The following is a 24,617-nucleotide window of genomic DNA, read 5'->3' on the forward strand; positions in this document are numbered from 1 at the left end:
GCGACGAGGGTGATCCAAGATCGACGGGCCAACCGGCGGTCAGCCGTGTGGCCGTCCTCGTCGGAGGGGGCGCCGTGATCGAGACGGGTGGTTTCCGGGTCAGCCATCCTTCGGTCCCTGTCGGTCACACACGGTGGGCGCCTCCGTAAGTGGGCCAACCGGATCCGCGACCTCCGCAGCAGTCAGGAGCGGCTATAGCGGCTGTGCGCACGTCATCGCGTACCCGTGAGCCTATCGTCGATGACCCCCTGGAGCACGTGCGTGTCGTACCGAAGTCCGTTCAGCGACGTCAGCAAGATGAGGGTTCATCAACCCTGCACCTTGATCGCGGGTGGGGCTAGGGCGTAGCCGTCGTCGCGACGGACCACCATGGACAGCTCCTCCAGCAGGGACAGCTTGCGCAACGCCGTCCGTAGGTCGACACCGGCTCGGGAGGAGAGCCGGTCCACGCCCATCGCGCCTCGGCGGGGCAGCGCCTCCAGCAGCGACCGCGCGTCGTCGTCCAGCGCGTCGGTGGCCCTCTGCGGTCCACGCGCCAGCGGGGCCAGGTCCGTGCCGATCCGGCCCACCTCCTCCAACACGTGCGCAACCCCGGTGACCAACCGGGCCCTGGAGTACTCGCGCAGGAACTCGTGCGCCCCGACGGACATCGCCGAGGTCACCGGCCCGGGCACCACCATGGCCACCCGATTGGCGTGGATGGCGCGCCGCGCGGTCTGCGTCGCGCCACTGCGCGCCGACGCCTCCACCACGACCGTGCCCCGGGTGCCTGCGGCGATCACCCGGTTGCGGATCAGGAACCGGGGCCGCAGCGGCTCGGCACCGGGCGGCCACTCGCTGACCAGCAGCCCCGTCTCGGCGATCCGGTCGAAGAGCGCGGCGTTGCCCATCGGGTACGGGCGGTCGAGCCCGCAGGCGAGCACCGCGACGGTCAGACCGCCCGCGGTGAGGGCGCCCCGGTGGGCGGCGGCGTCGATGCCGAACGCGCCACCGGACACGACCGTCCAGTCCCGCTCCGCCAACCCGTACCCCAGCTCGGTCGCGACGTGCTGCCCGTAACCGGTGGCCGCCCGCGCCCCCACCACGGCCACCGAGCGATCCAGCGCCTCGCCGAGCGGCCAGCTTCCGCGTACCCAGAAGCAGAGCGGCGGGGCGGTCTCACCGTCCACCCGGCGGCTGACATCCGGAAGCCGCAACGCGGTCAGGCTGGCGACCTGGGCCGGCCACTCCTCGTCGTCCGGCGTGACCAGCCGGGCACCCAGTCGTTCCGCCCGCTCCAGCGCCTCCGCGGCCACCGTCCGCGCGTCGCCGGCCGCCGAGCGTGCGGCGACCGTGGTGCGCAGCCAGCCGTCCGGGCCGCCGCCGTCGAGCAGCAGATCCAGGGTCGCCACCGGGCCGTGCCGTTCGACCAGATGGTGCACCGCACGCGTGCCCGGCTCCGCCAGCCAGGTCAGGGCGACCCGGGCCAGCCTGCGTTCATCCTCGGCGCTCACGTCGCCTCTCCCGTCCGTAGTTGAAGCGCTTCCCGGACGTCGTCCCGGTCCGGCCGGTCGCGACCGTCGAGATCAGCGATGGTCCAAGCCATCCGGATCACCCGGTCGAAGCCGCGCGCCGACAGCGAGCCGGAGTCGAGCCGGCCACGCAGCTCGACGGTGACCCGGGCCGGCAGCCGCCACGGCGGCCTGCGCAGGTGCGGCCCGTCCACCTCGGCGTTGAGCCGCCGGCCGAGGTCGGCCCAGCGGGCGGCCGCCGCCTGCCGGGCCGCTGCCACCCGGGCGGCGACCGTCGCCGAAGGCTCGACGCCGCCGTCGGTCGCCATCAGCTCGGCCGCCCGCACCGGCATCAACCGCACCTGGACGTCGATCCGGTCCAGCAGCGGCCCGGAGAGCCTGCCGAGGTAGCGGCGGCGGACCAGCGGCGAACACTCGCAGTGCGCGTCGCCGGCCGGCTTGGCACACGGACACGGGTTGGCCGCCAGCACCAACTGGGTGCGGGCCGGGTACACGGTGCCGCCCCCGCTGCGGCTCAACTGGATGTGGCCGTGCTCCAGCGGCTGCCGCAGGGCCTCCAGCGCGCCCTTGCTGAATTCGGGAGCCTCATCGAGGAAGAGCACCCCGCGATGCGCCAGCGACACCGCCCCGGGTCGGGCCAGCCCCGAACCGCCGCCCACCAGCGACGGCACGGTCGCGGTGTGGTGCGGCGCCTGGAACGGCGGGCGACGCAGCAACCGACCGCCCGGCGGCAGCAGCCCGGCAACCGAGTGCAGCGCGGTGACCTCCAGCGCCGCGTCGTCGTCCAACTCGGGCAGGATCGACGGCAGTCGTTCGGCGAGCATCGTCTTGCCGGCGCCCGGGGGGCCGAGCAGTGCCACGTGGTGCCCGCCGGCCGCGGCGACCTCCAGGGCGCGCCGACCCATCTGCTGCCCGGCGACGTCGGCGAGATCCGGCCCACCGACCAGCGGTGCCGGGATGTCTGCCGGTGGCTCGATCAGCGGGGTCCCGTCGCGCACGAAGGCGACCAGCCGGTGCAGGGTGTCCACCGCTCGTACCCGTACCCCGGGGATGACGGCGGCCTCGGCGGCGTTGCCGGCCGGGACGATCACCCGCGCGACACCGGCCTGGGCTGCTGCGGCGACCATCGGGAGTACGCCGCGCACCGGCCGGACCGTCCCGTCGAGCCCCAACTCGCCGAGCACCACCACACCCTCCAGGGGGAGCAGCGGCAGCTCACCCGAGCCGCCCAGCAGCGCCGCGGCGATGGCCAGATCGAAGGCCGAGCCGAACTTCGGCAGCGTGGCGGGCAGCAGGTTGAGGGTGATCCGCCGGTTGGGCCAGCGCTGGCCGGAGTTGACCACGGCGGCGCGGACCCGGTCGCGGGCCTCGTGCAGGGCGGTGTCCGGCAGACCGGAGATCACCACCGCCGGCAGGCCGGCGGCCAGGTCAGCCTCCACCTCGACGAGATGGCCGGTCACTCCGACCAGCCCCACGCAGAGCACCTTCGCGTAGCTCACCGCGCGCCACCGATCTTTCGGGTACGCATGTCAGAACGCGCCCTTGAGGTGGTCGACCTGCGCCGGACCGGCGTCGGGCAGCCGCACCGACAGCACGTCGAAACGCACCTCCTCGGCGGTCGTACCGGTCTCGGTCAGCCACCGCGCGGCAAGCCCTCGCAGCCGGCGGGCCTTGGCCGGCACGACCGCCTCGGCCGGGGTGCCGAAGCCCTCACCCCGGCGGGTCTTCACCTCGCAGAAGGCGAGCACGGGCCCGTCCCACGCGATGATGTCGATCTCCCCGGCCGAGCAGCGCCAGTTGAGGGCGATCGGGCGCAGCCCCGCCTCGGTCAGGTGCCGGGCCGCACACCGCTCGCCGTACGCGCCGACCGCCTGGTTCCGCTTCGTCATGGCCGGCACGGTGCCCGCCGATGGGCGATCGCCGCGACCCGGCGGCAGCCCAACTGTGGACAACAGGTGGGCTGTGGACAGTCGGACGATCATGCTTGCGCTGTGCTACGGCGTGAGTCTCCGACAGTGGCCGGCAGCGTGGCTGGCCGTACTCCCAGGGCGGCGGCCGCCTTGATCAGGTGATGAGAAGTAGGTGTCAGGGCCGCCGCCGACCTACTTTTCATCACCTGATCAAGGTGCGGATTCGGCAGCACCATCGGGGCGCGGGTCATGCCCCGTGCGCTATCTGGGTGATCGGCGGCGCGGTTGGCTGGGCTGAAATGGCGCGGGCGTGCCCGGTCGCATACGGTGCCTGACGTGGACGGACGACGGAGTTTTCCGGAAGATCAGGAGTCGCGCTGGTACCCCGACGAGCGGGGTCGCGGTTACGGCGAGTCGGAGTGGCGCGGCGCGGGCGAACCGCGATACCGGGACGGCGAGATCCCCGAGCAGCGTGGCGTGGAAGACGGCCGCTCCGTCGAGGACACCGGCGTCGGCCGCCGCCGCGAGCCGGACTCGGGACGCTTCAGCGCCGTCGACGCGAGCCGCTTCGGCGGTACGCCCGAGTCGGACTCGGGTCGGCTGAGTGCGGTGGACGCGGGTCGCTTCGGTGCGCCGGAGTCGGACTCGGGTCGGCTGAGTGCGGTGGACGCGGGTCGCTTCGGTGCGCCGGAGTCGGACTCGGGTCGGCTGAGTGCGGTGGACCCGGGTCGCTTCGGTACGCCCGAGTCGGACTCCGGTCGCTTCGGTGCTCTGGACGACCAGACTGGTCGGTTCGGGGCGAGTGAGGCTGATTCGGGTCGTTTCGGTGCGGTGGACCCGTTGGGTGCCGCGCGACCAGAGGTGGACGGTTACCGGGCCAGCCGGTCGCGGCGGGCAGACCGGGACCCCTCGGAGACCTCCGGTGAGCTGCCGGGTCGCCGGGCCGCCCGGGAGACGACCACTGCGGGACCTCCGGTGACCAGCGCGGCGCCGGAGACGTCCCGCGACAGCACATCGACAGCGCCGGCCAGCGTGCCCGCTGACCAGGCTCGTCCCGCTCCGCTCGGTGGGTACCCGATCATCGAGCCGACCCGGGGCGGCGGCGACATGCCGCACCCGCTGGAGATGCCGACCGGCCCGATGCCGGGGATCGGCCCTCGACCCGACCTGCCCGCAGGCGAGCCGCCCGTGTACCCGCCGGCCGCCGACGGCGTCTATCGGACCCGTCGACCGGTGCTGGCCGTACTCTTCGCGCTGCTGGTGTTGATCTTCGAGGTGCCTGCGCTGCGGGTGTTGCTGGCGGGCGTGACCGGCGACCCGGTGGACGCCGGGAACGTGGTGGTGGGCATCGCCCTGGTCGCCGGACTGCCGATCTTCGCGACCGGGCTGTACGGGCTCCGAACGGGAGGACTGGCGCTCGCCGACAACGGTCGGGGCTGGCTGCGCCCACCGACGGCCTATCTGACCGTCGGCCTGGTGCTCTTCGTGGCCGCCGCGCTCGCCGCTGGCTGACCCGGCTTGACCCGAGATCGCCCGTCGCGGTCTGACCCGCCGCCGGCTGGCGCGCGCGGACGATTCGGACAACAAGCAGGAAGCGCGCTGATGTTTCCCACAACAACCAGGAAATAGTGGCCTCCGGCGCCGCGAAGGCCACTATTTCCATGAAGTAGCGCGATCTTCCGGCAAGTCGCACGACCGAGCCGGGCCCCGGGCGCCGGGCGCCCTGAGCGGGGAGCGGGGAGCGGGGAGCGGGGAGCCGGGAGCGAGCAGGCGGAGCGGCACGCCACGCGCACCCCGGGGCGGCTGAACGGGTGAGGGGCGTACACTGGCCAACTGGCGACCGCCTCGTGCGGTCGACCTCGCGCGCCCTCTTCACGAATCGTCGTGGAGCGACGGCCTCCCTGGTCCCGATCTTGGTCGGGTCCACCATGGGTCGGCGACCAGGCGCCAGGACGCCCGGCCACCGGCCGGGCGTGACAACCAGGGACCTTGAGGAGTACCCCAACCATGGCCGTCGTGACCATGCGTCAGCTGCTGGAGAGCGGTGTCCACTTCGGGCACCAGACCCGGCGCTGGAACCCGAAGATGAAGCGCTTCATCATGACCGAGCGCAACGGCATCTACATCATCGACCTGCGCCAGACCCTCGAGTACATCGAGAAGGCGTACGAGTTCGTGCGTGGGACCGTCGCCGAGGGTGGCAGCATCCTGTTCGTCGGCACCAAGAAGCAGGCCCAGGAGGCGATTGCCGAGCAGGCGACCCGGGTCGGTCAGCCGTACGTCAACCACCGCTGGCTCGGTGGCATGCTGACCAACTTCCAGACCGTGTACAAGCGGCTCCAGCGGATGAAGGAGCTGGAGGGCCTGGGTGACCTCAGCGGCACCGCCGCCGGTTACACCAAGAAGGAGACCCTGCAGCTCTCCCGCGAGAAGATCAAGCTGACCCGCACCCTCGGTGGCCTGCGGGACATGCAGAAGCTTCCCGCCGCGGTGTGGATCGTCGACACCAAGAAGGAGCACATCGCCGTCGACGAGGCCCGCAAGCTGGGCATCCCGGTGATCGCGGTGCTGGACACCAACTGTGACCCGGACGAGGTCGACTTCCCGATCCCGGGTAACGACGACGCGATCCGCTCGGCCGAGCTGCTGACCAAGGTCGTCGCGGCCGCCGTCGCGGATGGCCTGATCGCGCGTTCCGGCCGTCGCCGGGGCAACGACGAGAAGCCCGAGGGTGTCGCGAGCGACGAGCCGCTGACCGAGTGGGAGCGCGAGCTGCTCGAGCCGAAGAAGGCCGACGAGACGGCCGCCCCGGCCGAGCAGCCCGCCGCTGCCGCCGCCGAGCAGCCCGCCGCCCCGGAGCAGCCGGCGCAGGCCGCCACCGAGCAGCCGGCGACCGCCGCCGCGGAGTGATCGCACCGTCGCTGCCCCGCCGTCCGTTTTCGCGAACGGCGGGCAGCGACGGTACGCCGGGCACGATCCGCCCGGATCCGGGTAACCGGCACCTCTGACCATCCACACGCCGTCTCAACACCGAAGAGAGAGCCATGTCCCAAATCACCGCCGCGGACGTCAAGAAGCTCCGCGACCTCACCGGCGCCGGCATGATGGACAGCAAGAAGGCGCTGACCGAGGCCGAGGGCGACTTCGACAAGGCCGTCGAGATCCTGCGCGTCAAGGGCGCCAAGGACGTCGGCAAGCGGGCTGGCCGTACGGCCGCGAACGGCCTGGTTGCCCACTCCGGCAAGGCGCTGCTCGAGCTCAACTGCGAGACCGACTTCGTCGCCAAGACCGAGTCGTTCATCGCGCTGGGCCAGCAGTTGGTCGAGCACGGTGAGCGCGCTGGCGTGAACTCCGCCGAGGAGCTGCTCGCCACCGAGCTCGACGGCAAGGTCATCGCGGACCTGATCCAGGAGCAGTCCGCCAAGATCGGCGAGAAGCTGGTGCTCAACCGGTTCGCCCGGGTCGAGGGCACCACCGCTGTCTACCTGCACCGCAAGGCCCAGGACCTGCCGCCGGCCGTTGGCGTGCTGGTGTCGTACACCGGCAAGACCGACGAGGCCGGCGACGCCGACGCCCGTGGTGTGGCCATGCAGATCGCCGCGATGCGGCCGAAGTACCTCACCCGGGACGAGGTTCCGGCTGAGGTCGTCGAGTCCGAGCGGCGTATCGCCGAGCAGACCGCCCGCGAGGAGAACAAGCCCGAGGCGGCTCTGCCGAAGATCATCGAGGGTCGGGTGAACTCCTTCTTCAAGGACTTCGTCCTGATCGAGCAGTCGTCCGTCTCTGACAACAAGAAGTCGGTGAAGCAGCTGCTGGCCGAGGCCGGCATCGAGGTCACCCGCTTCGTGCGGTTCGAGGTCGGCCAGGCCTGAGCCGTCACCGGGCGCCGCTGGCGCCCGTGGGCAGGAGACATCAACGAGGAGGCCGCCGGTGTACGTGACAGGCACCGCGGCCTCCTCGTCACATAGGGTCGGCAGCGGCAGGTTCGCGGTACGCGCCGCACGGGGCGTGCGCGTGGGGAAGGGCGGGGCGGATGACGCAGGTTGTGAGTGACCGGACGCTGGAGCTGGACGATCCGACGGCACCGCCGCCGGGCCGTGCCCGCCGGGTGGTGCTGAAGCTCTCCGGTGAGGTCTTCGGTGGCGGCGCGATCGGCGTCGACCCGGACGTCGTCCAGGCCATCGCCCGGCAGATCGCCACCGTGGTCCGCCGCGGCGTGCAGGTCTCCGTGGTGGTCGGAGGCGGCAACTTCTTCCGCGGCGCGGAGCTGCAGAAGCGTGGGATGGACCGGGCCCGCGCCGACTACATGGGCATGCTCGGCACCGTGATGAACTGCCTCGCGCTCCAGGACTTCCTGGAGAAGGAGGGCATCGAGACCCGGGTGCAGAGCGCCATCACGATGGCCCAGGTCGCCGAGCCGTACATCCCGCTGCGGGCCATCCGGCACCTGGAGAAGGGCCGCGTGGTCATCTTCGGCGCCGGCGCCGGGATGCCGTACTTCTCCACCGACACGGTGGCCGCCCAGCGGGCGCTGGAGATCCGCGCCGACGTGGTGCTGATGAGCAAGAACGGCGTGGACGGCGTCTACACCGCCGACCCGCGGATCGACCCCACCGCCAGCAAGCTCGACTCGATCACCTTCTCCGAGGCGCTGCGCCGCAACCTGCGGGTGGCCGACGCGGCGGCGTTCAGCCTCTGCATGGAGAACGGCCTGCCGATGCTGGTCTTCGGCGCGCAGGGTGACGACACCATCATCCGCGCGGTGGGTGGCGACAAGATCGGCACCCTGATCACCGCCTGAGTCCCGCCGACGGCGACGACAGCAGCGGTCTGACGACTTTCCGCAGAGCCCACCACGAGCACAGAAGGAGGCGAGGAGACCGGTGATCGACGACACCCTCCTCGAGGCCGAGGAAAAGATGGAGCGTGCGGTTGAGCACGCCAAGGAGGAGTTCGGCGCCATCCGTACCGGTCGCGCCAACGCCGCCATGTTCTCCAAGGTCATCATCGACTACTACGGCACGCCCACGCCGCTGACGCAGATGGCGTCCATCGCGGTTCCCGAGCCGCGGATGGCCATCATCAAGCCGTACGACAACTCGCAGATCAACGCGATGGAGAAGGCGATCCGCGACTCGGACCTCGGGGTGAACCCGAACAACGAGGGCAACCAGCTGCGCATCCTGCTCCCGCAGATGACCGAGGAGCGCCGCCGCGACATGATCAAGGTGGCCCGGCACAAGGGCGAGGAGGCCAAGGTGGCGATCCGCAACGTCCGCCGCCGTGGCAAGGAGGAGCTGGACCGGATCGTCAAGGACGGTGAGGCCGGCGAGGACGACGGCCGCCGCGCCGAGAAGGAACTCGACGACCTGACCCAGCGGTACGTGGCCAGCATCGACGACCTGGTGAAGCACAAGGAAACCGAGCTGCTCGAGGTGTGATCGTCCGCCGGTTGGCGGGTTGAGATGCGCCGAGGCCCGTTCCCGACGTCGGGAACGGGCCTCGTTCCGTCGGTCGGCAGGGGATCCGGACCGGTCCTGGTGCTCTCCCGCACCAGCGAGGCGACCTGAGGACGATGTTGGTCGGGCGGTTCCGGCCTGCCGTACCGAATGGGGGTGCGTCGCTGGCCGGCGGCCTGGCGGCGAGGGTGACGTCCGTCGGCGTGCCTCGTCCGCCGTGCCGGTCCGGTGTGTGCAGTAGGCTCGGCAGGATTCCCGGCCACCGGGTGGTGAACACCGGGGATCGACCGACCGTCGGGGCGGTCAATCGGAGGAACATCGCACGTGTAGGGGATGCTTGTGGTCTTGCGTCATGTGGTGGTTCTCGTGCCGCGTCGCGGTGCGTGATGTCCCACCCCGACCCCTACGGCAGCGAGCCTCGCGGCTGGGACCGGCCGGAGCGCCCGGTGGCGCTGCCCTGGCCGGAGCAGGAGCTGGAGGCCGGCCAGTGGAGCCGGCGTCCGGCCGCCGGCCCTGAGCTGTACGCCGACCCGCACGCCCGGCCGTACGCCGACCCGTACCCCGCGGACCCGTACGACGAGCGTGGCCGCGCGGTCCGCCCGGACGACCGCTTCGACGACCGCGACCGGCACGATCGTTTCGACGATCGCGACCGGCACGATCGTTTCGACGACCGCGACCGGCACGTGGACGACCGGAACCAGCCCGACCGGTACGACGACCGGGGTCGCGGTGACCGCTACCCGGACCGGCCTCCCGCCGGGGGCGACGGTCCGCCCCGTTACGACGGCCCGGACCGCGGGGGCTTCGACGAGCCGAGTCGTCCGGCCCGCCTCGACGACCCGGGGTACCCGACCGAGCAGCTCGCGCCCGTCCGGGCCGAGGTGGCACCGGACGAGGCGCCGACGACCGGTCGACGGCCGAAGGGACGGCGTCGGGCCAGCCTCGACCGACCGGCCACCCAGCAGGTGGGCAGCGGTCGGGCCGGGCGCAACCTTCCCGCGGCGATCGGGGTCGGGCTCGGCCTCGGTGCGCTGATCGTGGTGCCGCTGGTCGTCTACCCGTTGGCGTTCCTGCCGGTGATCGCCGCCGCGGTCGCCATCGGCATCTGGGAGATGGCCCGCGCGGTTCGACGCAGCGGCGCGCACCCGCCGCTGGTGCCGCTGATCGCCGGTGGCGTGTTGACAGTGGGTCTGGCCTGGTTCGCCGGCCCGGACGCGCTCAGCCTGGGGCTGCTGGTCACGGTGCTGGGCACCATGATCTGGCGGTTGGGCGACGGGCCGGCCGGCTTCCAGCGGGATCTCACCGCGGCCACCCTGATCGCCGTCTACGTGCCGTTCCTCGCCGGTTTCGCGGCGCTGCTGGCGGCGGCCCCCGACGACGGGCCCCTGCGCATCCTGGCCACGCTGATCGGGGTGGTCCTCTCCGACACCGGTGGGTACGCGGCCGGCGTCTCGTTCGGCCGTCACCCGATGGCCCCGTCGATCAGCCCGAAGAAGTCCTGGGAGGGCTTCGCCGGCTCGGTCACCGCGGCGGCCCTGGGCAGCGCGTTGCTGCTGTGGCTGATGTTCGAGGTGGCCCCCTGGTGGGGTGCGTTGTTCGGGGTGGCCGTCTCCTGCGCGGCGGTCCTCGGCGACCTGGCCGAGTCGATGATCAAGCGGGATCTCGGTGTGAAGGACATGAGCAACCTGCTGCCCGGCCACGGCGGTCTGATGGACCGACTCGACTCGATCCTGTTCGCGGTGCCGACGGCCTACCTGCTGTTGGCGGTCTTCGTGCCGGTGGTGAGCTGAGGTATGGATCACGGCGACCCGGTCATCCGGCTCCGGTGGTCGCGGCCCGTTCGACACCTCCGGACGGGCACCCGCGGCCGACGGCGTGACACACTGGACCAGCCATGACGAGCCTGCCCCTGATCCCCGCCATCTCGGTCGCCCCCGCCGCGCGCCGGGCCTCGATGCCCCCTCAGCACCTCGCTGACCTGGACCTGTCCGGCCGCCAGGCGTTGGTCACCGGGCTGGGTGAGCCGGCCTTCCGCGCCAAGCAGATCTCCAACCACTACTTCGGGCGGTTGGTCCGCGACCCGCAGGAGATGACCGATCTGCCCGCGGCGACCCGGGAGCGGCTGGCCGACCAGTTGCTGCCGACGTTGCTCAACCCGGTGCGCGAGTTGGCCTGCGACGACGGCGCGACCCGCAAGGCGCTCTGGCGGCTGCACGACGGTGCGCTGGTGGAGAGCGTGCTGATGGGCTACCCGGATCGGGTGACCGTCTGCATCTCCAGCCAGGCGGGTTGTGGCATGGCCTGTCCGTTCTGCGCGACCGGCCAGGCCGGGCTGACCCGCAACCTGTCGACGGCCGAGATCGTCGACCAGGCGGTGTACATGGCCGGGGTGGCGGCCTCCGGCGTGGTCGCGGGCTCCCCGCCGAGGCTGTCGCGGGTCGTCTTCATGGGCATGGGCGAGCCACTGGCCAACTACAACCGGGTGATCGCGGCGATCCGTCGGCTGGTCAGCCCGGCTCCGGAGGGGCTCGGCCTGTCCCAGCGGCACATCACCGTTTCCACGGTCGGCCTGGTTCCGGCCATCCACCGACTGGCCAGCGAAGACCTCTCAGTGACCCTTGCGCTGTCGTTGCATGCGCCCGATGATGATCTGCGCGACGAACTCGTGCCGGTAAACCAGCGCTGGAAGGTAGCCGAGGTGCTGGACGCAGCGTGGGACTACGCCGCCCGGACGGGCCGTCGCGTGTCGATCGAGTACGCGATGATCAAGGACGTGAACGACCAGCCGTGGCGAGCCGACCTGCTCGGGCGGCTGCTGGCCGGCAAATTGGCCCACGTGAACCTCATTCCGCTCAATCCGACGCCGGGCAGCCGCTGGGACGCGAGCCCGAAGCCGGTCGAGCGGGAGTTCGTCCGGCGGTTGCGCGACGCCGGGGTGTCCACCACAGTTCGGGACACCCGTGGTCGCGAGATCGACGGCGCGTGTGGCCAGCTCGCCGCCGCCGAGGACAACGACACCAACACCGACCGCGCCGGAGAGGCACCGGCGTGACCGGGCGTGGCGAACGAGACCAGGAGACATAGTGGCGAGTCAGGGTCAGCGTTTCCGGCGCAAGGCGCTCCGCCGGGGATACAAGGTTGACGAGGTGGATGCCTTCCTCGACCGGGTCGAGGCGACGCTCGACGGCCGACAGGTCGGCGCCCCGGTGGCCTCCCAGGAGGTTCACGACGTCGTCTTCCGGGTCCGCTTCAACGGCTACGACGAGTGGCAGGTCGACCTGCACCTGGACCGGGTCGAGCGGCAGCTGGCCGAGCTGGAGGAGCGCAACAGCGCCGGGCGCGGTGGCGACCCCCGGATGGGTGACCGGATGGGCCCACCGGACCGGATGGGTCCGCCGATGCGGGACGACCGGGGCATGGTGCCGCAGCCGATGCCGCCTCGGCCGATGCCCGCGCAGGCCGGCCCGCCCTACGGCCGCTACGACGAGCCGACCGGCGCCTTCGCCGGTGGGTACGACGCCCCCCGCGGCGGTGGTTACGACGCGCCGCGTGGCCCGGCCGGCCCCCCGATGGGTCCTGGTGGCCCGATGGGCCCTGGCCCGATGGGCCCCGGCATGCCGCAGCGCGGCCTGCCCGCCGGTCCCAGTGGGTACGGCCACCCCGACGACCAGCGCTCACCCGGTGGGTACGGCCCGGATGACCAGCGCGGCGGGTACGGCCCCGACGACCAGCGCGCGCCCGGCGGGTATCCGCCGCCGCCGGAGGAGCCGCGTTTCGACGGCTTCGAGGCCGGCCGGCACGGTCGCGCCGACATGACGGCCGAGATCCGGATGCCGGAGCGGGACCTGCGCGACATGCGCCGTGGTCCGGCCGGTCCGCCTCCGCTGCCGCAGCAGGGCACGGGTGGTCCGCCGATGGCCGGTCCGCCCGCGGTGGCCGGCCCGCCGATGGGTGGCCCGCCGATGGGTGGTCCCCCGATGGGTGGCCCGCCGATGGCCGGTCCGCCCGGGAGTGACCTGTACCGGGTCGACCAGATCCGCCGTAGCTTCCAGGTGCGCCGGTTCGGCAGTGGGTACGACCCCGACCAGGTGGACCGGTTCTTCGACACCCTGCTCGGTGGCATGCAGCGTCGTAACCCGATGCCGGTCGACCCGAAGGACCTGGACACGCTCCGGTTCGGCCTGGTGCCGGGCGGCTACTTCGAGGCCGAGGTCGACGCCGCGCTCAAGGACGTGCAGGACATTCTCTTCGGGCGCTGACCCCGACGCGTACGGACGAGGGCCCGTCCCCCGGGTGGGGGCGGGCCCTCGGCGTTCTCGGCCGGTCGTCCGGCGGTGGGTCGGGTCAGGAGCGCAGACCGTTGCGGCGCAGCACGACGTCGCCGATCACGATGATCAGCAGCAGCGCGGCCAGGCCGATCAGCCAGATGTCCTCGACCCTGCCCTCGTGGTTGCCGCAGATCATCGCCAGCAGCGCCAGTGCGGACAGCACGGCGCCGATCTGCCCGGCCTTGCGGTGCCCGGGCTTGTGCTGGTCTGGCGACGTTACCGGCTCGCTTCCTGCCACTGTCGGTCCTTCCCTCGCGATCGGATCTTTGGTTAGTCTGGCACGCCTCGTACGCGGCGCGGTGGGGTGGGGGTTTCCTGGCCGTCGGCCCTGGCCCACCCGGGCTGGACGGCACTACCGGCGTCGCGGGGCGGCGGTCAGACTCGCTCCGGTAGCGTTTGGCGTACACCTGATTGTCTGTTTGAGGGGGACTGTGCGGTGCGAGTGACCGGAACCGGGCACGCCAGCATGCGGATCGACACGGCCGCGGGCAGCATCCTGTGCGACCCGTGGGTCAATCCGGCCTACTTCGCGTCGTGGTTTCCGTTTCCGGACAATTCTCTGCTGGACTGGGAGAGCCTGGGGCAGGTCGACTACCTGTACGTCTCCCACCTGCACCGGGACCACTTCGACGCGAAGCACCTGCGGGAGTTCGTCTCGAAGGACGCCACGGTCCTGCTCCCCGAGTTTCCGACCTCGGAGATGGAGGACGAGTTCCGGGCGCTGGGCTTCACCAAGTTCCTGAAGGCGCCCAACGAGCAGGTGGTGGAGCTGCCCGGCGGCCTGAAGATCATGATTCAGGCGTTGACCAGCCCGACCGACGGGCCGATCGGCGACTCCTCGCTCTGGGTCGAGTACGAGGGTGTGCGGCTGCTCAACCAGAACGACGCCCGCCCCACCGACCTGAGCGTCTTCGCCGAGCTGGGGCACGTGCACGCGCACCTGCTCCAGTTCTCCGGTGCGATCTGGTACCCGATGGTCTACGAGCTGCCGCAGGCGGCGAAGACCGCGTTCGGCAAGCAGAAGCGTGACCGGCAGTTCGACCGGACCTGGCGGTACATCGACGACCTGAAGGCGTCGCACGTCTTCCCGATCGCTGGCCCGCCGTGCTTCCTCGACGACGCCCTGTGGCAGTTCAACGACATTCACGGCGACGAGGGCAACATCTTCCCCGACCAGTCCGTCTTCCTGTCGGAGTACGCCAAGGTCGGCGGCACCAACGGGATCGTGCTGCTGCCGGGCAGCGTCGCCGAGGTCACCACCGAGGGCGCGAGCACCACCCACCCGGTGCCGGTGCAGGAGTTCTTCGCGAACAAGGTCGCGCACCTGGAGGAGATGCGGGAGCGTAAGCGCCCGATCATCGAGGCGGAGAAGGCGTCCTGGCGGCACCCCGAGGTGGACGTCCTCGGCGAGATGAAGCGCCGGATCGAGCCGCTGCTCGACGAGTCGATCTACCTGGCCAAGGGGGTCGGCGGCCCGGTCCGTTTCGACCTGGTGGGCTATGACGGCGAGAGCGTCGAGTCGATCGTGGTGGACTTCCCCGGCAAGGAGGTCCGGCCGTACGCGGAAGAGAAGGTGCGCTACCGCTTCCGGATGGAGCGGTCGTTGATCGAGCACCTGCTCTTCATCGACGAGGTGGACTGGGTCAACTCGCTCTTCCTGTCCTGCCGGTTCTCGGCGGCCCGGATCGGCCAGTACAACGAGTTCGTCTACGCGTTCTTCAAGTGCCTCTCCGAGGAGCGGCTCCAGTACGCCGAGGGCTGGTACGACGAGCACGAACGCAGCACCGACGCCGAGGACATCACGCTGGGCGACTGGGTGGTGCAGCGGCGCTGCCCGCACCTGAAGGCGGACCTGACCCGCTTCGGCATCGTCGACGGTGACCAGCTCACCTGCCAGCTGCACGGTTGGCGCTTCGACCTGCCCAGCGGTCGCTGCCTCACCAGCGTGGGCCACAAGGTCCGCGCGCACCGGGTGGACGCGGAGACCCCCGCCCCGGCCGGCGAGGCCGTGATCTGACCCCGGTGGCCGGGGGAGAGAGCGAGTACCGGTACGGGCGCGGCCGGGAGAAGACCCGGGACGCTGCCCGGGTGGAGACGTTCAGCGACGGGGTCTTCGGGGTCGTGCTGACGGTGATGGCCGTCGAGCTGCTCCAGACCGGTCCGGCCCGGGAGAGCGGGCGAGAGCTCCCGGACGCCCTGGCCCACGCCTGGCCGTCCTACCTGGCGTACGTGATCACTTTCGCGATCGCCGGTCAGGTGTGGCTCGCCCACCACAACCTGTGGCGGTACGTGGCCCGGGTCGACCAGATGCTCCTGGTCCTCAACCTGCTCGTGTTGCTCTTCATCGCCACCATCCCGTTCACCGCCGACCTGCTGTCGGACAATCTGCGCGGCAGCCCGACCGAGCAGCGGCTGACCGCCGCTCTCTACGTCGGCACCGTGCTCGGTGAGGCGATCTTCGTCAATCTGACCTGGTGGTGGGCCCGCCGACGCGGGCTGCTCCACCCCGACCTGGATCCTCGGCTGGCCGGCGCCATCGCCCGGAGGATACGGCTGAAGCCGCTGTTCTACCTGGTCGCCTTCGCCCTCGTCTTCGTCGACCCCATCCTCAGCCTGTGCGCGTACCTCCTGCTGGTCGGCTTCTACCTGATCGGGGGCCCGGGCGACCTCCGGCCGTCCGCGGGCGCGGCCGAGGAGGGGTCAGCGGCCTAGGTCGGTGAGGATCCGGCGGGCGGCGTTGTGGCCGGCGGCGCCGATGACGCTGCCGGCCGGGTGGCAGCCGGCGCTGCCGGCGTACACGCCGTCGACGCCTGTGGCGTAGGGCATCCGGTCGGTGAACGAGACGGTGTTGTCCACGTGGTGGATGTGCCCGCCGGTGATGCCGAAGTGCTCCTCGATCCCGGGCGGGGGCAGCGGCACCGCGTCGGCGATCAGGTCGGCGGTGCCGGGGGCGTACCGCTCGACGATCCCGATCAGCCGGTCGACGTAGCCGGGCAGTTCCGCGTCCCAGGTGGTGCCGGCCAGCTGGTAGGGGACGGACTGCACGAAGAGCGCCGACGAGTGGTGCCCGGCGGCGTCGGAGAGCGACGGGTCGACGGTGGTGTGCAGGTACCACTCGATGGTGGGCTCCGCCGGCAGGAGGCCGGCCCGCACGTCCGCCCACATCGCGCGCAGCGCGGTCATCGGCGAGGCCGCGGCCTCGCCGACCAGCGACGCCGACCCGGGCAGCAGGTGGATGGTCGAGCCGAACGGGCTCGGCGTACCGTCCGGCAGGCAGGAGAACCGGGGCAGCCCGGTGAGCGCCAGGTTGAGCTTGAGCGTGGTGCCGGGCCGGCGGACCGCCGCCATCCGTTCGCCGAGCCGCGCCGGCAGCGCGCCGTCGGGCAACAGGTCCATCAACCGGTACGGGTCACACGCGCCGAGCACCACCCGGGCGGCGACCTCCCGACCGTCGGCCAACACGACTCCGCTCGCCGCGCCGCCGTCCACTGTCACCGCGTGCACCGGCGTACCGGTCAGGATCGTCGCCCCGGCGGCGCGCGCGGCCTCGGCGAACGTCCGGGAGACCGTGCCCATCCCACCCTCGGCGATCATCCAGGTGCCACCGGAGCCGGGCAGCCGGCACATGTTGTGTACAAGGAAGTTGTGGCCGGTGCCGGGGTCGTCCGGGCCGGCGTTGAGCCCGGACAGGCCGTCGGTGACCGCGTACATGCTGACCAGCAGCTCGGAGCGGAACTCGAACCGCGCGAGGTAGTCGGCGACCGAGCCCCGCACGAGGTCGACGAAGACCTGGCGCAGCGCCGGGCGGACGTGCCGCTCGGCGGTCTCCTGGACGCTCAGCGGCTCGGCCAACCAGGCCGGGGCGAGGTCTTCGCGCAGCGCGGCCAGTTCGGCCTGCATGGCATCGTCGGCGGCCACGTCGGCGGGGGAGAAGAACTCGGTGAGCTGCGCCCGGGTGGCGGCGGTGTCACTGCCGAACAGCAGGTACGGCGAGCCGAGGCCACCCGGGGTGGGGAGGAAGTAGTGCGGGTCGCGGCGCAGCACCGGGATCCGTACGTCGAGCGTGGCGAGCAGCTCCGGGGGCATCAGCCCGAGCAGGTACGAGCCGGTGGAGTGGCGCAGCCCCGGCACCTTCGGGAACGGGTTCTCGGTGCGGGTCGCGCCGCCGATCACGTCGGCGGCCTCCAACACGAGGACGTCCAGGCCGGCCCGGGCCAGCAGGACCGCGGAGACCAGACCGTTGTGCCCGGCACCGACGATCACGACGTCGGCGCGGGCCGGAATCTCACTGCTCATGCCGCGGCAGCCTAGTCCGCCCCGCCGACCCGGTCACCCCTTCCGCCCCCAGCCCCACTCCCGCCCACCCCCTGCCCTGCGGTGATCATGAAGTTATTGCCATGACACGCCGGGGAGAGTGGCAATAACTTCATGATCAACCGGCTAGGGGGTGGGGGTGGGGGTGGTTTGGGCGCGCCAGCGGGAGAGGGCCAGGGTGGCGGAGTAGCCGGCCAGGACGATCACGTGGAACAGGTAGAGCCAGAGGAGTACGGCCACCCCGGCGCCGATGTCGTCGAAGCCGCCGAAGGGCACTCCCAGGTCCAGCGGGAGCGAGGCGAAGAGCACGAAGCCGTGCAGGAAGCCGGAGAGGTTCGCCGCGGTGAACGACCCGATCCCGAGGGTGGAGAGCCAGTCCGGTGAGGCCGGCCCGACGACCCGGAACACCCACACCAGCACCGGCGTGAGCACCAGCCAGACCGCCAGGAACGACAGCACCACGCCGAGCGCACCGAGCCAGCCGCCCTGGCGTACGAGGCGGGTGGTGAGCGGGAGGGCCAGCAGGATCGACAGCAGCAGCGCGGGGGCCGGCGCGAGCAGTGGTAGCAGCAGGAGTCGGCCCCGCCAGCCGACCAGGTGCTCGTCGGAGCGGGGCGCGGCCACCGAGACGAACGCCCGGCGCAGGCCCTCGCCGTACAGCGAGGCGGGCAGCAGGGAGGCAAGCGCCAGCAGCGGGGTCAACCCCACCCCGGCGTCGACCAGCGCCTCCACCGCCCGGGGCGCGCCGATCGCGGTGGGCAGGGCCTCCACGGCGTACGAGGTGAGTCGACGTACCCGGTCGGCCCCGGCCACCAGTGCGGTGAGCCAGATCGCCAGCAGCGCGACCGGCACCACGGCGATCGCCCCGTAGAAGGTGATCGCGGCGGCGTGCAGCGACAGGTCCCGTCCGCGCACCGGACGGAACGCGGCACTGCTGATCCGTTTCGCGCGCTGCCATCCGTTGCCCATCGGGTCCTCCTTCCCTGTCGTCGGGGCCGTCACTCCTTAAGATCGCCGGTCATGACTGTTCTCACCACCGAACGCCTGATCCTGCGCGACTGGACCGACGATCCGGCCGACCTGGCCCGGATCTACGACATCTACTCGCGTCCCGAGATCAGCCGACATCTGGGCGTGGCGTCGGGTCTGCCAATGACCAACCCGGCCCAGGCCGTCGAGCGGCTGCGGATCTGGCAGGAGCGGCACGCCGCCGACGGCGGCCGGTACGGCACCTGGGCGATCGAGGTACGCGAGACGGGTCAGGTGGTGGGCACCTTGTTGCTCAAGCCGCTGCCGGGGCGCGACGAGTCGCGCCGGACCGACGACATCGAGGTGGGCTGGCACCTGCACCCGGACGCGTGGGGTCACGGCTACGCCACCGAGGCGGCCCGCGCGGCGGTAACCCGGGAGTTCGCCGCCGGCACCCGGGAGATCTACGCGGTCGTGTCGCCGGACAACGAGCCGTCGATGGCGGTCGCGCGGAGGCTGGGCATGACCCATGTGGGCCAGCGCACCGACTGGTACGGCGGGGACCTGCTGGAGACGTTCGTGCTGGCGGCGCCAGATGCCTGATCGTTCCCGCACGACCTGACGCAAGATCCGCGCAACTTCGGGGAAGGTGTGGCCTCCAGTCGTCGGGAGGTGGCACCTTCCCCGAAATTGTGGGCAGGTCAGCGTGGACGGAGGCCGTGAGGGCAGACATGTCCGTCAATAGTCACGGTGGTCGAAGTGTTGACGCTCCCGTAGCACGTCAGTAACCTTTGGCCAAAGTAGCGCAAGATTTTGACAAACGTATGCACGGTTCTGTGCATGCTCTCGGAAGATTCAACGGGCCTCCTGGGGAGGCCCGTTGATGGTCGTACCCATCTGGTGTTTCCCGGGACGAGCGGTGCCCCCGCGCCGCCCGTACCACCCGTCTCTCTCCACACCGGCCCTCGCGCATCGGGCCGGCGCTGCACCGCCGCACCCCCACCCCCGTGGTCACAGCCACCGCGGCAACCGTCCCCCGACGACAAGGACAGTGATGAGACGAACGAATCTGTTCAGGATGGTGGCGGCCACGGCCGCCGCCGCGCTGATCGCCACGGCCGGGGCGACCGCCGTCGCGAACCCGGCCGCCGCCGCCCGCCCGACCGCCCCGGCCGCCGCGCCGAGCGCCGGCTTCGCCCCGGCGGCCACCAACCTCGCCCAGGGCCGTCCCACCCAGGAGAGCGGCCACGCCGACGTCTACGACTCGTCGAAGGTCGTCGACGGCAACGCGGGCAGCTACTGGGAGAGCCTCAACAACGCGTTCCCGCAGTGGGTGCAGGTCGACCTCGGCTCGTCGCAGAGCGTCAACCAGGTCGTGCTGAAGCTGCCCACCTCCGGTTGGGGGACCCGGACGCAGACGCTGAGCGTGCGGGGCAGCGCCAACGGTTCGTCCTTCACCGACCTGGTCGGGTCGCAGACGTACACCTTCAACCCGGCGAGCGGCAACACCGTCACGATCAACTTCAGCTCGACCTCCACCCGCTACGTCCGGATCACCATCACCGCCAACAGCGGCTGGCCGGCCGGGCAGCTCTCCGAGCTGGAGGTGTACGGCAGCGGCGGCACCACCCCGGACACCACCGCGCCGAGCGTTCCGGGCAACCTCTCGTACACCCAGTCGGGCACCACCATCAGCCTCAACTGGGTCGCGTCGACCGACAACGCGGGCGGCAGCGGCATCGCCGGCTACGACGTCTACCGCAACGGCGCGTTCCTCCAGTCGGTCGGCAACGTGACCACCTTCAACGACACCCAGCCCGCCACGGCGACCGTGTCGTACTACGTCCGGGCGCGCGACGCCGCGGGCAACCTCTCCGGCAACAGCAACACGGTGACCCGAACCGGCAGTGGTGACACCACCGCGCCGAGCGTCCCGGGGACGCTGTCGCACAGCACGTCGGGCAGCACGATCACGCTCAACTGGGGGGCCTCCACGGACTCCGGTGGCAGCGGGCTCGCCGGCTACAACGTCTACCGGGGCGGCAGCCTGATCGCGACGCTGGGCACCGTCCTCACCTATCAGGACACCCAACCGGCGACGGCGACGGTCTCGTACTACGTGCGCGGCCGCGACGGCGCCGGCAACCTCTCCGGCAACAGCAACACCGTCACCCGGACCGGCAGCAACCCGCCGGCCTGCACCAACGTGGCGCAGGGCAAGAGCGTGACCGCCAGCGGCTCCACCTTCAGCTTCACCCCCGACAAGGCGAACGACGGGCAGCTCACCACCTACTGGGAGGGCGCGGCGAGCTACCCGCAGAACCTGACCGTGGCGCTGGGCGCGAACCACTCCATCTCCGGTGTCACCGTGAAGCTCAACCCGGACCCGGCCTGGGGCACCCGTACCCAGACCATTCAGGTCCTCGGCCGCGACCAGGCGTCGTCCTCGTACACCAGCCTGGTGTCGGCGGCGGCCTACCAGTTCGTCCAGGGCACCAACCTGGTGACCATCCCGGTCAGCGCGACCACCGCGGACGTGCAGTTGCGGTTCACCGGCAACACCGGTGCCCCGTCCGGCCAGGTCGCCGAGCTTGAGGTGTGCGGCACCCCGGCGCCCAACCCGGACCTGGTCGTCAGCTCGGTGACCTGGTCGCCCACGTCGCCCAGCGAGGTCTCCCCGGTCACGCTCTCGGCCGTGGTGCAGAACATCGGCTCGGCGTCCGCCGGTGCGACCACGGTGAACTTCAGCCTGGCCGGCGCGGTCGTCGGCAGCGCCTCGGTGGGCGCGCTCGCCGCGGGCGCCTCGACCACTGTGTCGTTCAACGCCGGTACCCGCCCGATGGGCAGCTACGCCGTCTCGGCCGTGGTGGACCCGGCGAACACGATCGTCGAGCAGAACAACGGCAACAACAGCTTCACGGCCGCGTCGCCGCTGGTGGTGGCGCAGGCCCCGGGCCCCGACCTCCAGGTGCTCAGCATCGCCTCGAACCCGCCGAACCCGGCCGTCGGGGCGTCCGTCACCTTCACCGTGACGGTCCGCAACCGCGGCACCGCCGCGACCGGCGCGACCACTGTCACGCGGCTGGTGGCGGGCAGCACCACGCTCAACACCAACACCGCCTCGATCGCCGCCGGCGCGACGGTCAGCGTGGCCGTCACCGGTAGCTGGACCGCCACCAGCGGCGGCGCCACCATCACCGCCACCGCCGACGCCACAAACGTGGTCACCGAGACCAACGAGACCAACAACGCGTTCAGCCAGTCGATCGTGGTCGGCCGTGGGGCTGCCGTCCCGTACGTCTCCTACGAGGCGGAGGCCGGCCGTTACCAGGGCACGCTGTTGGAGGCCGACCCGCTGCGCACCTTCGGGCACACCAACTTCGCCAGCGAGTCCTCCGGTCGTAAGTCGGTACGGCTCGCCAGCACCGGCCAGTTCGTCGAGTTCACCTCGGCCAACCAGGCGAACTCCATCGTGGTGCGTAACTCCATCCCGGACGCGCCGGGCGGCGGCGGCATCGAGGCGACCATCAGCCTCTACGTCAACGACGTCTTCTCCCGGAAGTTGACCCTGTCGTCGAAGCACAGCTGGCTCTACGGCAACACCGACGGGCCGGAGGCGCTGACCAACACCCCGCAGGCCGACGCCCGACGGCTCTTCGACGAGTCGAACGCGCTGCTGGCGCAGTCGTACCCGGCCGGCACCCGGTTCAAGTTGCAGCGCGACTCGGGTGACACCGCCTCCTTCTACGTCATCGACATGATCGACCTGGAGCAGGTGGCCCCGGCGGCGAGCCAGCCGGCCGGTTGCACCTCGATCACCTCGTACGGCGCGGTCCCGAACGACGGGCTCGACGACACCGCCGCCATCCAGCGCGCGGTGATCGACGACCAGAACGGCGTCATCAGCTGCGTCTGGATCCCCGCCGGGCAGTGGCGGCAGGAGCAGAAGATCCTGACCGACGACCCGCTGAACCGGGGTACGCACAACCAGGTCGGCATCAGCAACGTCACCATCCGGGGCGCCGGCATGTGGCACTCGCAGCTCTACACGCTGACCGAGCCGCAGAACGTGGTGGGCGGCATCAACCACCCCCACGAGGGCAACTTCGGCTTCGACATCGACAAGAACACCCAGATCTCCGACATCGCCATCTTCGGCTCCGGTCGGATCCGCGGCGGTGACGGCAACGCCGAAGGCGGCGTCGGTCTCAACGGTCGCTTCGGCACCGGCACCCGGATCAGCAACGTCTGGATCGAGCACGCCAACGTGGGCGTCTGGGTGGGCCGCGACTACGACAACATCCCCGACCTGTGGGGGCCGGCCGACGGGCTGGAGTTCACCGGCATGCGGATCCGCAACACCTACGCCGACGGCATCAACTTCAGCAACGGCACGCGCAACTCGCGGGTGTTCAACTCGTCCTTCCGCACCACCGGTGACGACGCGCTCGCGGTCTGGGCCAACCCGTACGTCAAGGACCGCAACGTCGACATCGCCCACGACAACCACTTCGTCAACAACACCATCCAGCTGCCCTGGCGGGCGAACGGCATCGCCATCTACGGCGGCTACGACAACTCGATCGAGAACAACCTGATCTACGACACCGCCAACTACCCGGGCATCATGCTGGCGACCGACCACGACCCGCTGCCGTTCTCCGGCACGACGTTGATCGCCAACAACGGGCTCTACCGCACCGGCGGCGCCTTCTGGAACGAGGACCAGGAGTTCGGTGCCATCACCCTCTTCCCGGCCACCAGGGACATCGTCGGCGTCACCATCCGCGACACCGACATCATCGACTCCACGTACGACGGCATCCAGTTCAAGAACGGTGGCGGCAACATGCCGAACGTCGCCATCACCAACGTGCGGATCGACAGGTCCGTCAACGGTGCCGGCATCCTCGCGATGAGCGGCGCACGCGGCAACGCCAACCTGACCAACGTGACCATCACCAACTCGGCCGACGGCAACATCGTCATCCAGCCGGGCTCGCAGTTCGTCATCACTCCCTGATCGACGCGGTTTAGGTGAAGTCGGGGTGTCCGGATGCTGCGGACACCCCGACTTCCGTAATGCGCACTGCCGCGCAGGGCCCGTCGTGGGCGTCAGGCCGCCGGCAGCGGCCGGCGCCGTCGATCCGGCCGTCACAGAACACTCGGGTACGCAGAACTGCGCGTCCTCCTCGCTGAGCGTGGTCTCGCCGAAGTCGATGACGCTGAGATGGCCGAGCGAGCTAGCTGAGCGCAGCGCCGCGAAGGTCACCTGATGCTGAGTAGTCAGACAAAGGTCCTTGCAACTACTCAGCATCAAGTGATCAAGCCACACCTCATGTCCGTTGGCCATGAGCCGGGCTCTGCCATTGTTGCGACGTGCCCGCGAAGTCCTTTGAAATGTTGGGCCGCCGCAGCGATGCGTGGACGGCGGGCGCCGCGCTCGACCTTCTGCCCGAGAGCAGCGGTCCACGGGTGGAGGTGCTGCGCGGATGCGTCGTGATCACGCCGGGTTCCGACCTTGATCGGCGGACGGTTCAACGGGAACTCGGCTACCTGCTGAAGCAGGCCGCACGCCAGGCAGGGCTGTGGCTCTATCACGAGGTGAACGTCGTCTCGGATGACGATCTGTTCATCCCGGACATCGCCGTGCTGAAGGTCCCCGGCGGAGGGCGAGCGGCGATGAACATCGGGCACGCGGTGTTGTTGGGGGAGATCGTTTCGCCGGGTAGTCGGCGAAAGGACGTAATTGACCGGCCCCGGGAGTACGCCGCTGTCGGGGTGCCGTTCTTCCTCCGGGTGGACCTGCGCAACCGGGTGCCGACCATCGCACTGTTGGGGCTGGTCGACGGGGAGTACCGGCCGTTGGCCGCCGCTGCGGCAGGGAGCACCTTCGCAATGCGGGAGCCGTTCGAATTCGCCATCGACCCGGTCGAGCTGCTCGACGAAGAGGGGCCGCCGGGCGCGACCACCAGCGGCTCGGCTGACGGCATGGCCTGATCGACACGGTTTTGTTGAAGTCGGGGTATCCGGGTGCCGGGGAGGCCCCGATTTCCTTGAACCCGAGTTGATCATGATCGGCGGAAGCGTCGGAGGGGGAGGGCTGAGGCTCCCAGCGGGCGT

The 24,617-nt window shown here is 70.9% G+C and carries 18 protein-coding genes and 1 pseudogene; 13 read left to right on the top strand and 6 right to left on the bottom strand.

The annotated features are described in order from the left end of the window. Window positions 1-308: 308 nt before the first annotated feature. From dprA to ACFYL6_RS06240, 3 genes are read right to left on the bottom strand one after another with little or no spacing between them, the layout of a single operon-like run. Window positions 309-1,493 carry a DNA-processing protein DprA gene (gene dprA, locus ACFYL6_RS06230; protein WP_387168155.1) on the bottom strand — a complete coding sequence of 395 codons (1,185 nt, stop codon included), beginning with the start codon at window positions 1,491-1,493 and terminating at the stop codon, window positions 309-311. After that, window positions 1,490-3,010, bottom strand: coding sequence for a YifB family Mg chelatase-like AAA ATPase (locus tag ACFYL6_RS06235; protein WP_387168158.1), 1,521 nt, complete (start codon window positions 3,008-3,010; stop codon window positions 1,490-1,492). Before ACFYL6_RS06235 ends, dprA begins: the two co-directional genes overlap by 4 nt. Before the next feature lie 30 nt (window positions 3,011-3,040). Next, a complete protein-coding gene (locus tag ACFYL6_RS06240; RefSeq protein WP_387168161.1) occupies window positions 3,041-3,400 on the bottom strand; it encodes a YraN family protein in 360 nt (119 codons plus the stop codon). Between the two features lie 320 nt (window positions 3,401-3,720). Here ACFYL6_RS06240 and ACFYL6_RS06245 point away from each other — a divergent pair. From ACFYL6_RS06245 to ACFYL6_RS06280, 8 genes and pseudogenes are all read left to right on the top strand, one after another. Continuing rightward, window positions 3,721-4,933: pseudogene (locus tag ACFYL6_RS06245) on the top strand (hypothetical protein). Window positions 4,934-5,428: 495 nt separating this feature from the next. Further along, complete coding sequence (gene rpsB / locus ACFYL6_RS06250) at window positions 5,429-6,331, top strand: 30S ribosomal protein S2 (RefSeq protein WP_238660328.1); 903 nt, start codon at window positions 5,429-5,431, stop codon at window positions 6,329-6,331. Between the two features lie 134 nt (window positions 6,332-6,465). After that, a complete protein-coding gene (tsf, locus tag ACFYL6_RS06255) occupies window positions 6,466-7,293 on the top strand; it encodes a translation elongation factor Ts (RefSeq protein WP_387168164.1) in 828 nt (275 codons plus the stop codon). Between the two features lie 161 nt (window positions 7,294-7,454). Beyond that, window positions 7,455-8,222 (top strand): UMP kinase, encoded by a 768-nt coding sequence (pyrH, locus tag ACFYL6_RS06260; protein WP_030487501.1) that lies wholly within the window; start codon window positions 7,455-7,457, stop codon window positions 8,220-8,222. 82 nt (window positions 8,223-8,304) lie between these two features. Then, window positions 8,305-8,862, top strand: coding sequence for a ribosome recycling factor (gene frr / locus ACFYL6_RS06265; protein WP_088946658.1), 558 nt, complete (start codon window positions 8,305-8,307; stop codon window positions 8,860-8,862). A 404-nt stretch (window positions 8,863-9,266) separates the two neighbouring features. Next, window positions 9,267-10,673 (top strand): phosphatidate cytidylyltransferase, encoded by a 1,407-nt coding sequence (locus tag ACFYL6_RS06270; protein ID WP_387168168.1) that lies wholly within the window; start codon window positions 9,267-9,269, stop codon window positions 10,671-10,673. A gap of 104 nt (window positions 10,674-10,777) precedes the next feature. After that, on the top strand, window positions 10,778-11,935 hold the full coding sequence (gene rlmN, locus ACFYL6_RS06275; protein ID WP_387168171.1) for a 23S rRNA (adenine(2503)-C(2))-methyltransferase RlmN: 1,158 nt from the start codon (window positions 10,778-10,780) through the stop codon (window positions 11,933-11,935). A 31-nt stretch (window positions 11,936-11,966) separates the two neighbouring features. Beyond that, complete coding sequence (locus ACFYL6_RS06280; RefSeq protein WP_387168174.1) at window positions 11,967-13,142, top strand: DivIVA domain-containing protein; 1,176 nt, start codon at window positions 11,967-11,969, stop codon at window positions 13,140-13,142. An 85-nt stretch (window positions 13,143-13,227) separates the two neighbouring features. Here ACFYL6_RS06280 and ACFYL6_RS06285 read toward each other — a convergent pair whose 3' ends face one another. After that, window positions 13,228-13,449, bottom strand: coding sequence for a DUF2631 domain-containing protein (locus tag ACFYL6_RS06285; protein WP_036391268.1), 222 nt, complete (start codon window positions 13,447-13,449; stop codon window positions 13,228-13,230). 198 nt (window positions 13,450-13,647) lie between these two features. Here ACFYL6_RS06285 and ACFYL6_RS06290 point away from each other — a divergent pair, with 198 nt between their 5' ends. Then, a complete protein-coding gene (locus ACFYL6_RS06290; RefSeq protein WP_387168177.1) occupies window positions 13,648-15,228 on the top strand; it encodes a Rieske 2Fe-2S domain-containing protein in 1,581 nt (526 codons plus the stop codon). A 5-nt stretch (window positions 15,229-15,233) separates the two neighbouring features. Beyond that, window positions 15,234-15,923, top strand: coding sequence for a TMEM175 family protein (locus tag ACFYL6_RS06295; protein ID WP_387168180.1), 690 nt, complete (start codon window positions 15,234-15,236; stop codon window positions 15,921-15,923). Here the strand turns inward: ACFYL6_RS06295 and ACFYL6_RS06300 are convergent. Then, a complete protein-coding gene (locus ACFYL6_RS06300) occupies window positions 15,912-17,507 on the bottom strand; it encodes a phytoene desaturase family protein (protein ID WP_387168183.1) in 1,596 nt (531 codons plus the stop codon). The genes ACFYL6_RS06295 and ACFYL6_RS06300 overlap by 12 nt on opposite strands. 144 nt (window positions 17,508-17,651) lie before the next feature. Next, complete coding sequence (locus ACFYL6_RS06305) at window positions 17,652-18,494, bottom strand: YhjD/YihY/BrkB family envelope integrity protein (protein WP_387168186.1); 843 nt, start codon at window positions 18,492-18,494, stop codon at window positions 17,652-17,654. Between the two features lie 51 nt (window positions 18,495-18,545). On the opposite strand from ACFYL6_RS06305, the gene ACFYL6_RS06310 reads away from it, so the two are divergent. The 3 genes from ACFYL6_RS06310 to ACFYL6_RS06320 all read left to right on the top strand — a co-directional run bounded on the left by ACFYL6_RS06310 (window position 18,546) and on the right by ACFYL6_RS06320 (window position 24,494). After that, a complete protein-coding gene (locus ACFYL6_RS06310) occupies window positions 18,546-19,097 on the top strand; it encodes a GNAT family N-acetyltransferase (protein ID WP_387168189.1) in 552 nt (183 codons plus the stop codon). A 451-nt stretch (window positions 19,098-19,548) separates the two neighbouring features. Then, the gene (locus tag ACFYL6_RS06315; protein WP_387168192.1) at window positions 19,549-23,517 is read left to right on the top strand and encodes a CARDB domain-containing protein; all 3,969 of its coding nucleotides are present in this window, start codon (window positions 19,549-19,551) and stop codon (window positions 23,515-23,517) included. 356 nt (window positions 23,518-23,873) lie between these two features. Then, the gene (locus ACFYL6_RS06320; RefSeq protein WP_387168195.1) at window positions 23,874-24,494 is read left to right on the top strand and encodes a Uma2 family endonuclease; all 621 of its coding nucleotides are present in this window, start codon (window positions 23,874-23,876) and stop codon (window positions 24,492-24,494) included. Window positions 24,495-24,617: the final 123 nt, after the last annotated feature.

This window comes from Micromonospora sp. NPDC007208 (assembly GCF_042869175.1).
GTDB lineage: Bacteria > Actinomycetota > Actinomycetes > Mycobacteriales > Micromonosporaceae > Micromonospora > Micromonospora foliorum.

Bases quoted from the DNA above. Each gene is read 5' to 3' on its own strand.
- rpsB (WP_238660328.1), top strand. From the start codon at position 5,429: ATGGCCGTCGTGACCATGCGTCAGCTGCTGGAGAGCGGTGTCCACTTC.
- ACFYL6_RS06310 (WP_387168189.1), top strand. From the start codon at position 18,546: ATGACTGTTCTCACCACCGAACGCCTGATCCTGCGCGACTGGACCGAC.
- rlmN (WP_387168171.1), top strand. From the start codon at position 10,778: ATGACGAGCCTGCCCCTGATCCCCGCCATCTCGGTCGCCCCCGCCGCG.
- tsf (WP_387168164.1), top strand. From the start codon at position 6,466: ATGTCCCAAATCACCGCCGCGGACGTCAAGAAGCTCCGCGACCTCACC.
- ACFYL6_RS06315 (WP_387168192.1), top strand. From the start codon at position 19,549: ATGAGACGAACGAATCTGTTCAGGATGGTGGCGGCCACGGCCGCCGCC.
- ACFYL6_RS06270 (WP_387168168.1), top strand. From the start codon at position 9,267: ATGTCCCACCCCGACCCCTACGGCAGCGAGCCTCGCGGCTGGGACCGG.
- ACFYL6_RS06240 (WP_387168161.1), bottom strand. From the start codon at position 3,400: ATGACGAAGCGGAACCAGGCGGTCGGCGCGTACGGCGAGCGGTGTGCG.
- ACFYL6_RS06300 (WP_387168183.1), bottom strand. From the start codon at position 17,507: ATGAGCAGTGAGATTCCGGCCCGCGCCGACGTCGTGATCGTCGGTGCC.
- ACFYL6_RS06305 (WP_387168186.1), bottom strand. From the start codon at position 18,494: ATGGGCAACGGATGGCAGCGCGCGAAACGGATCAGCAGTGCCGCGTTC.
- pyrH (WP_030487501.1), top strand. From the start codon at position 7,455: ATGACGCAGGTTGTGAGTGACCGGACGCTGGAGCTGGACGATCCGACG.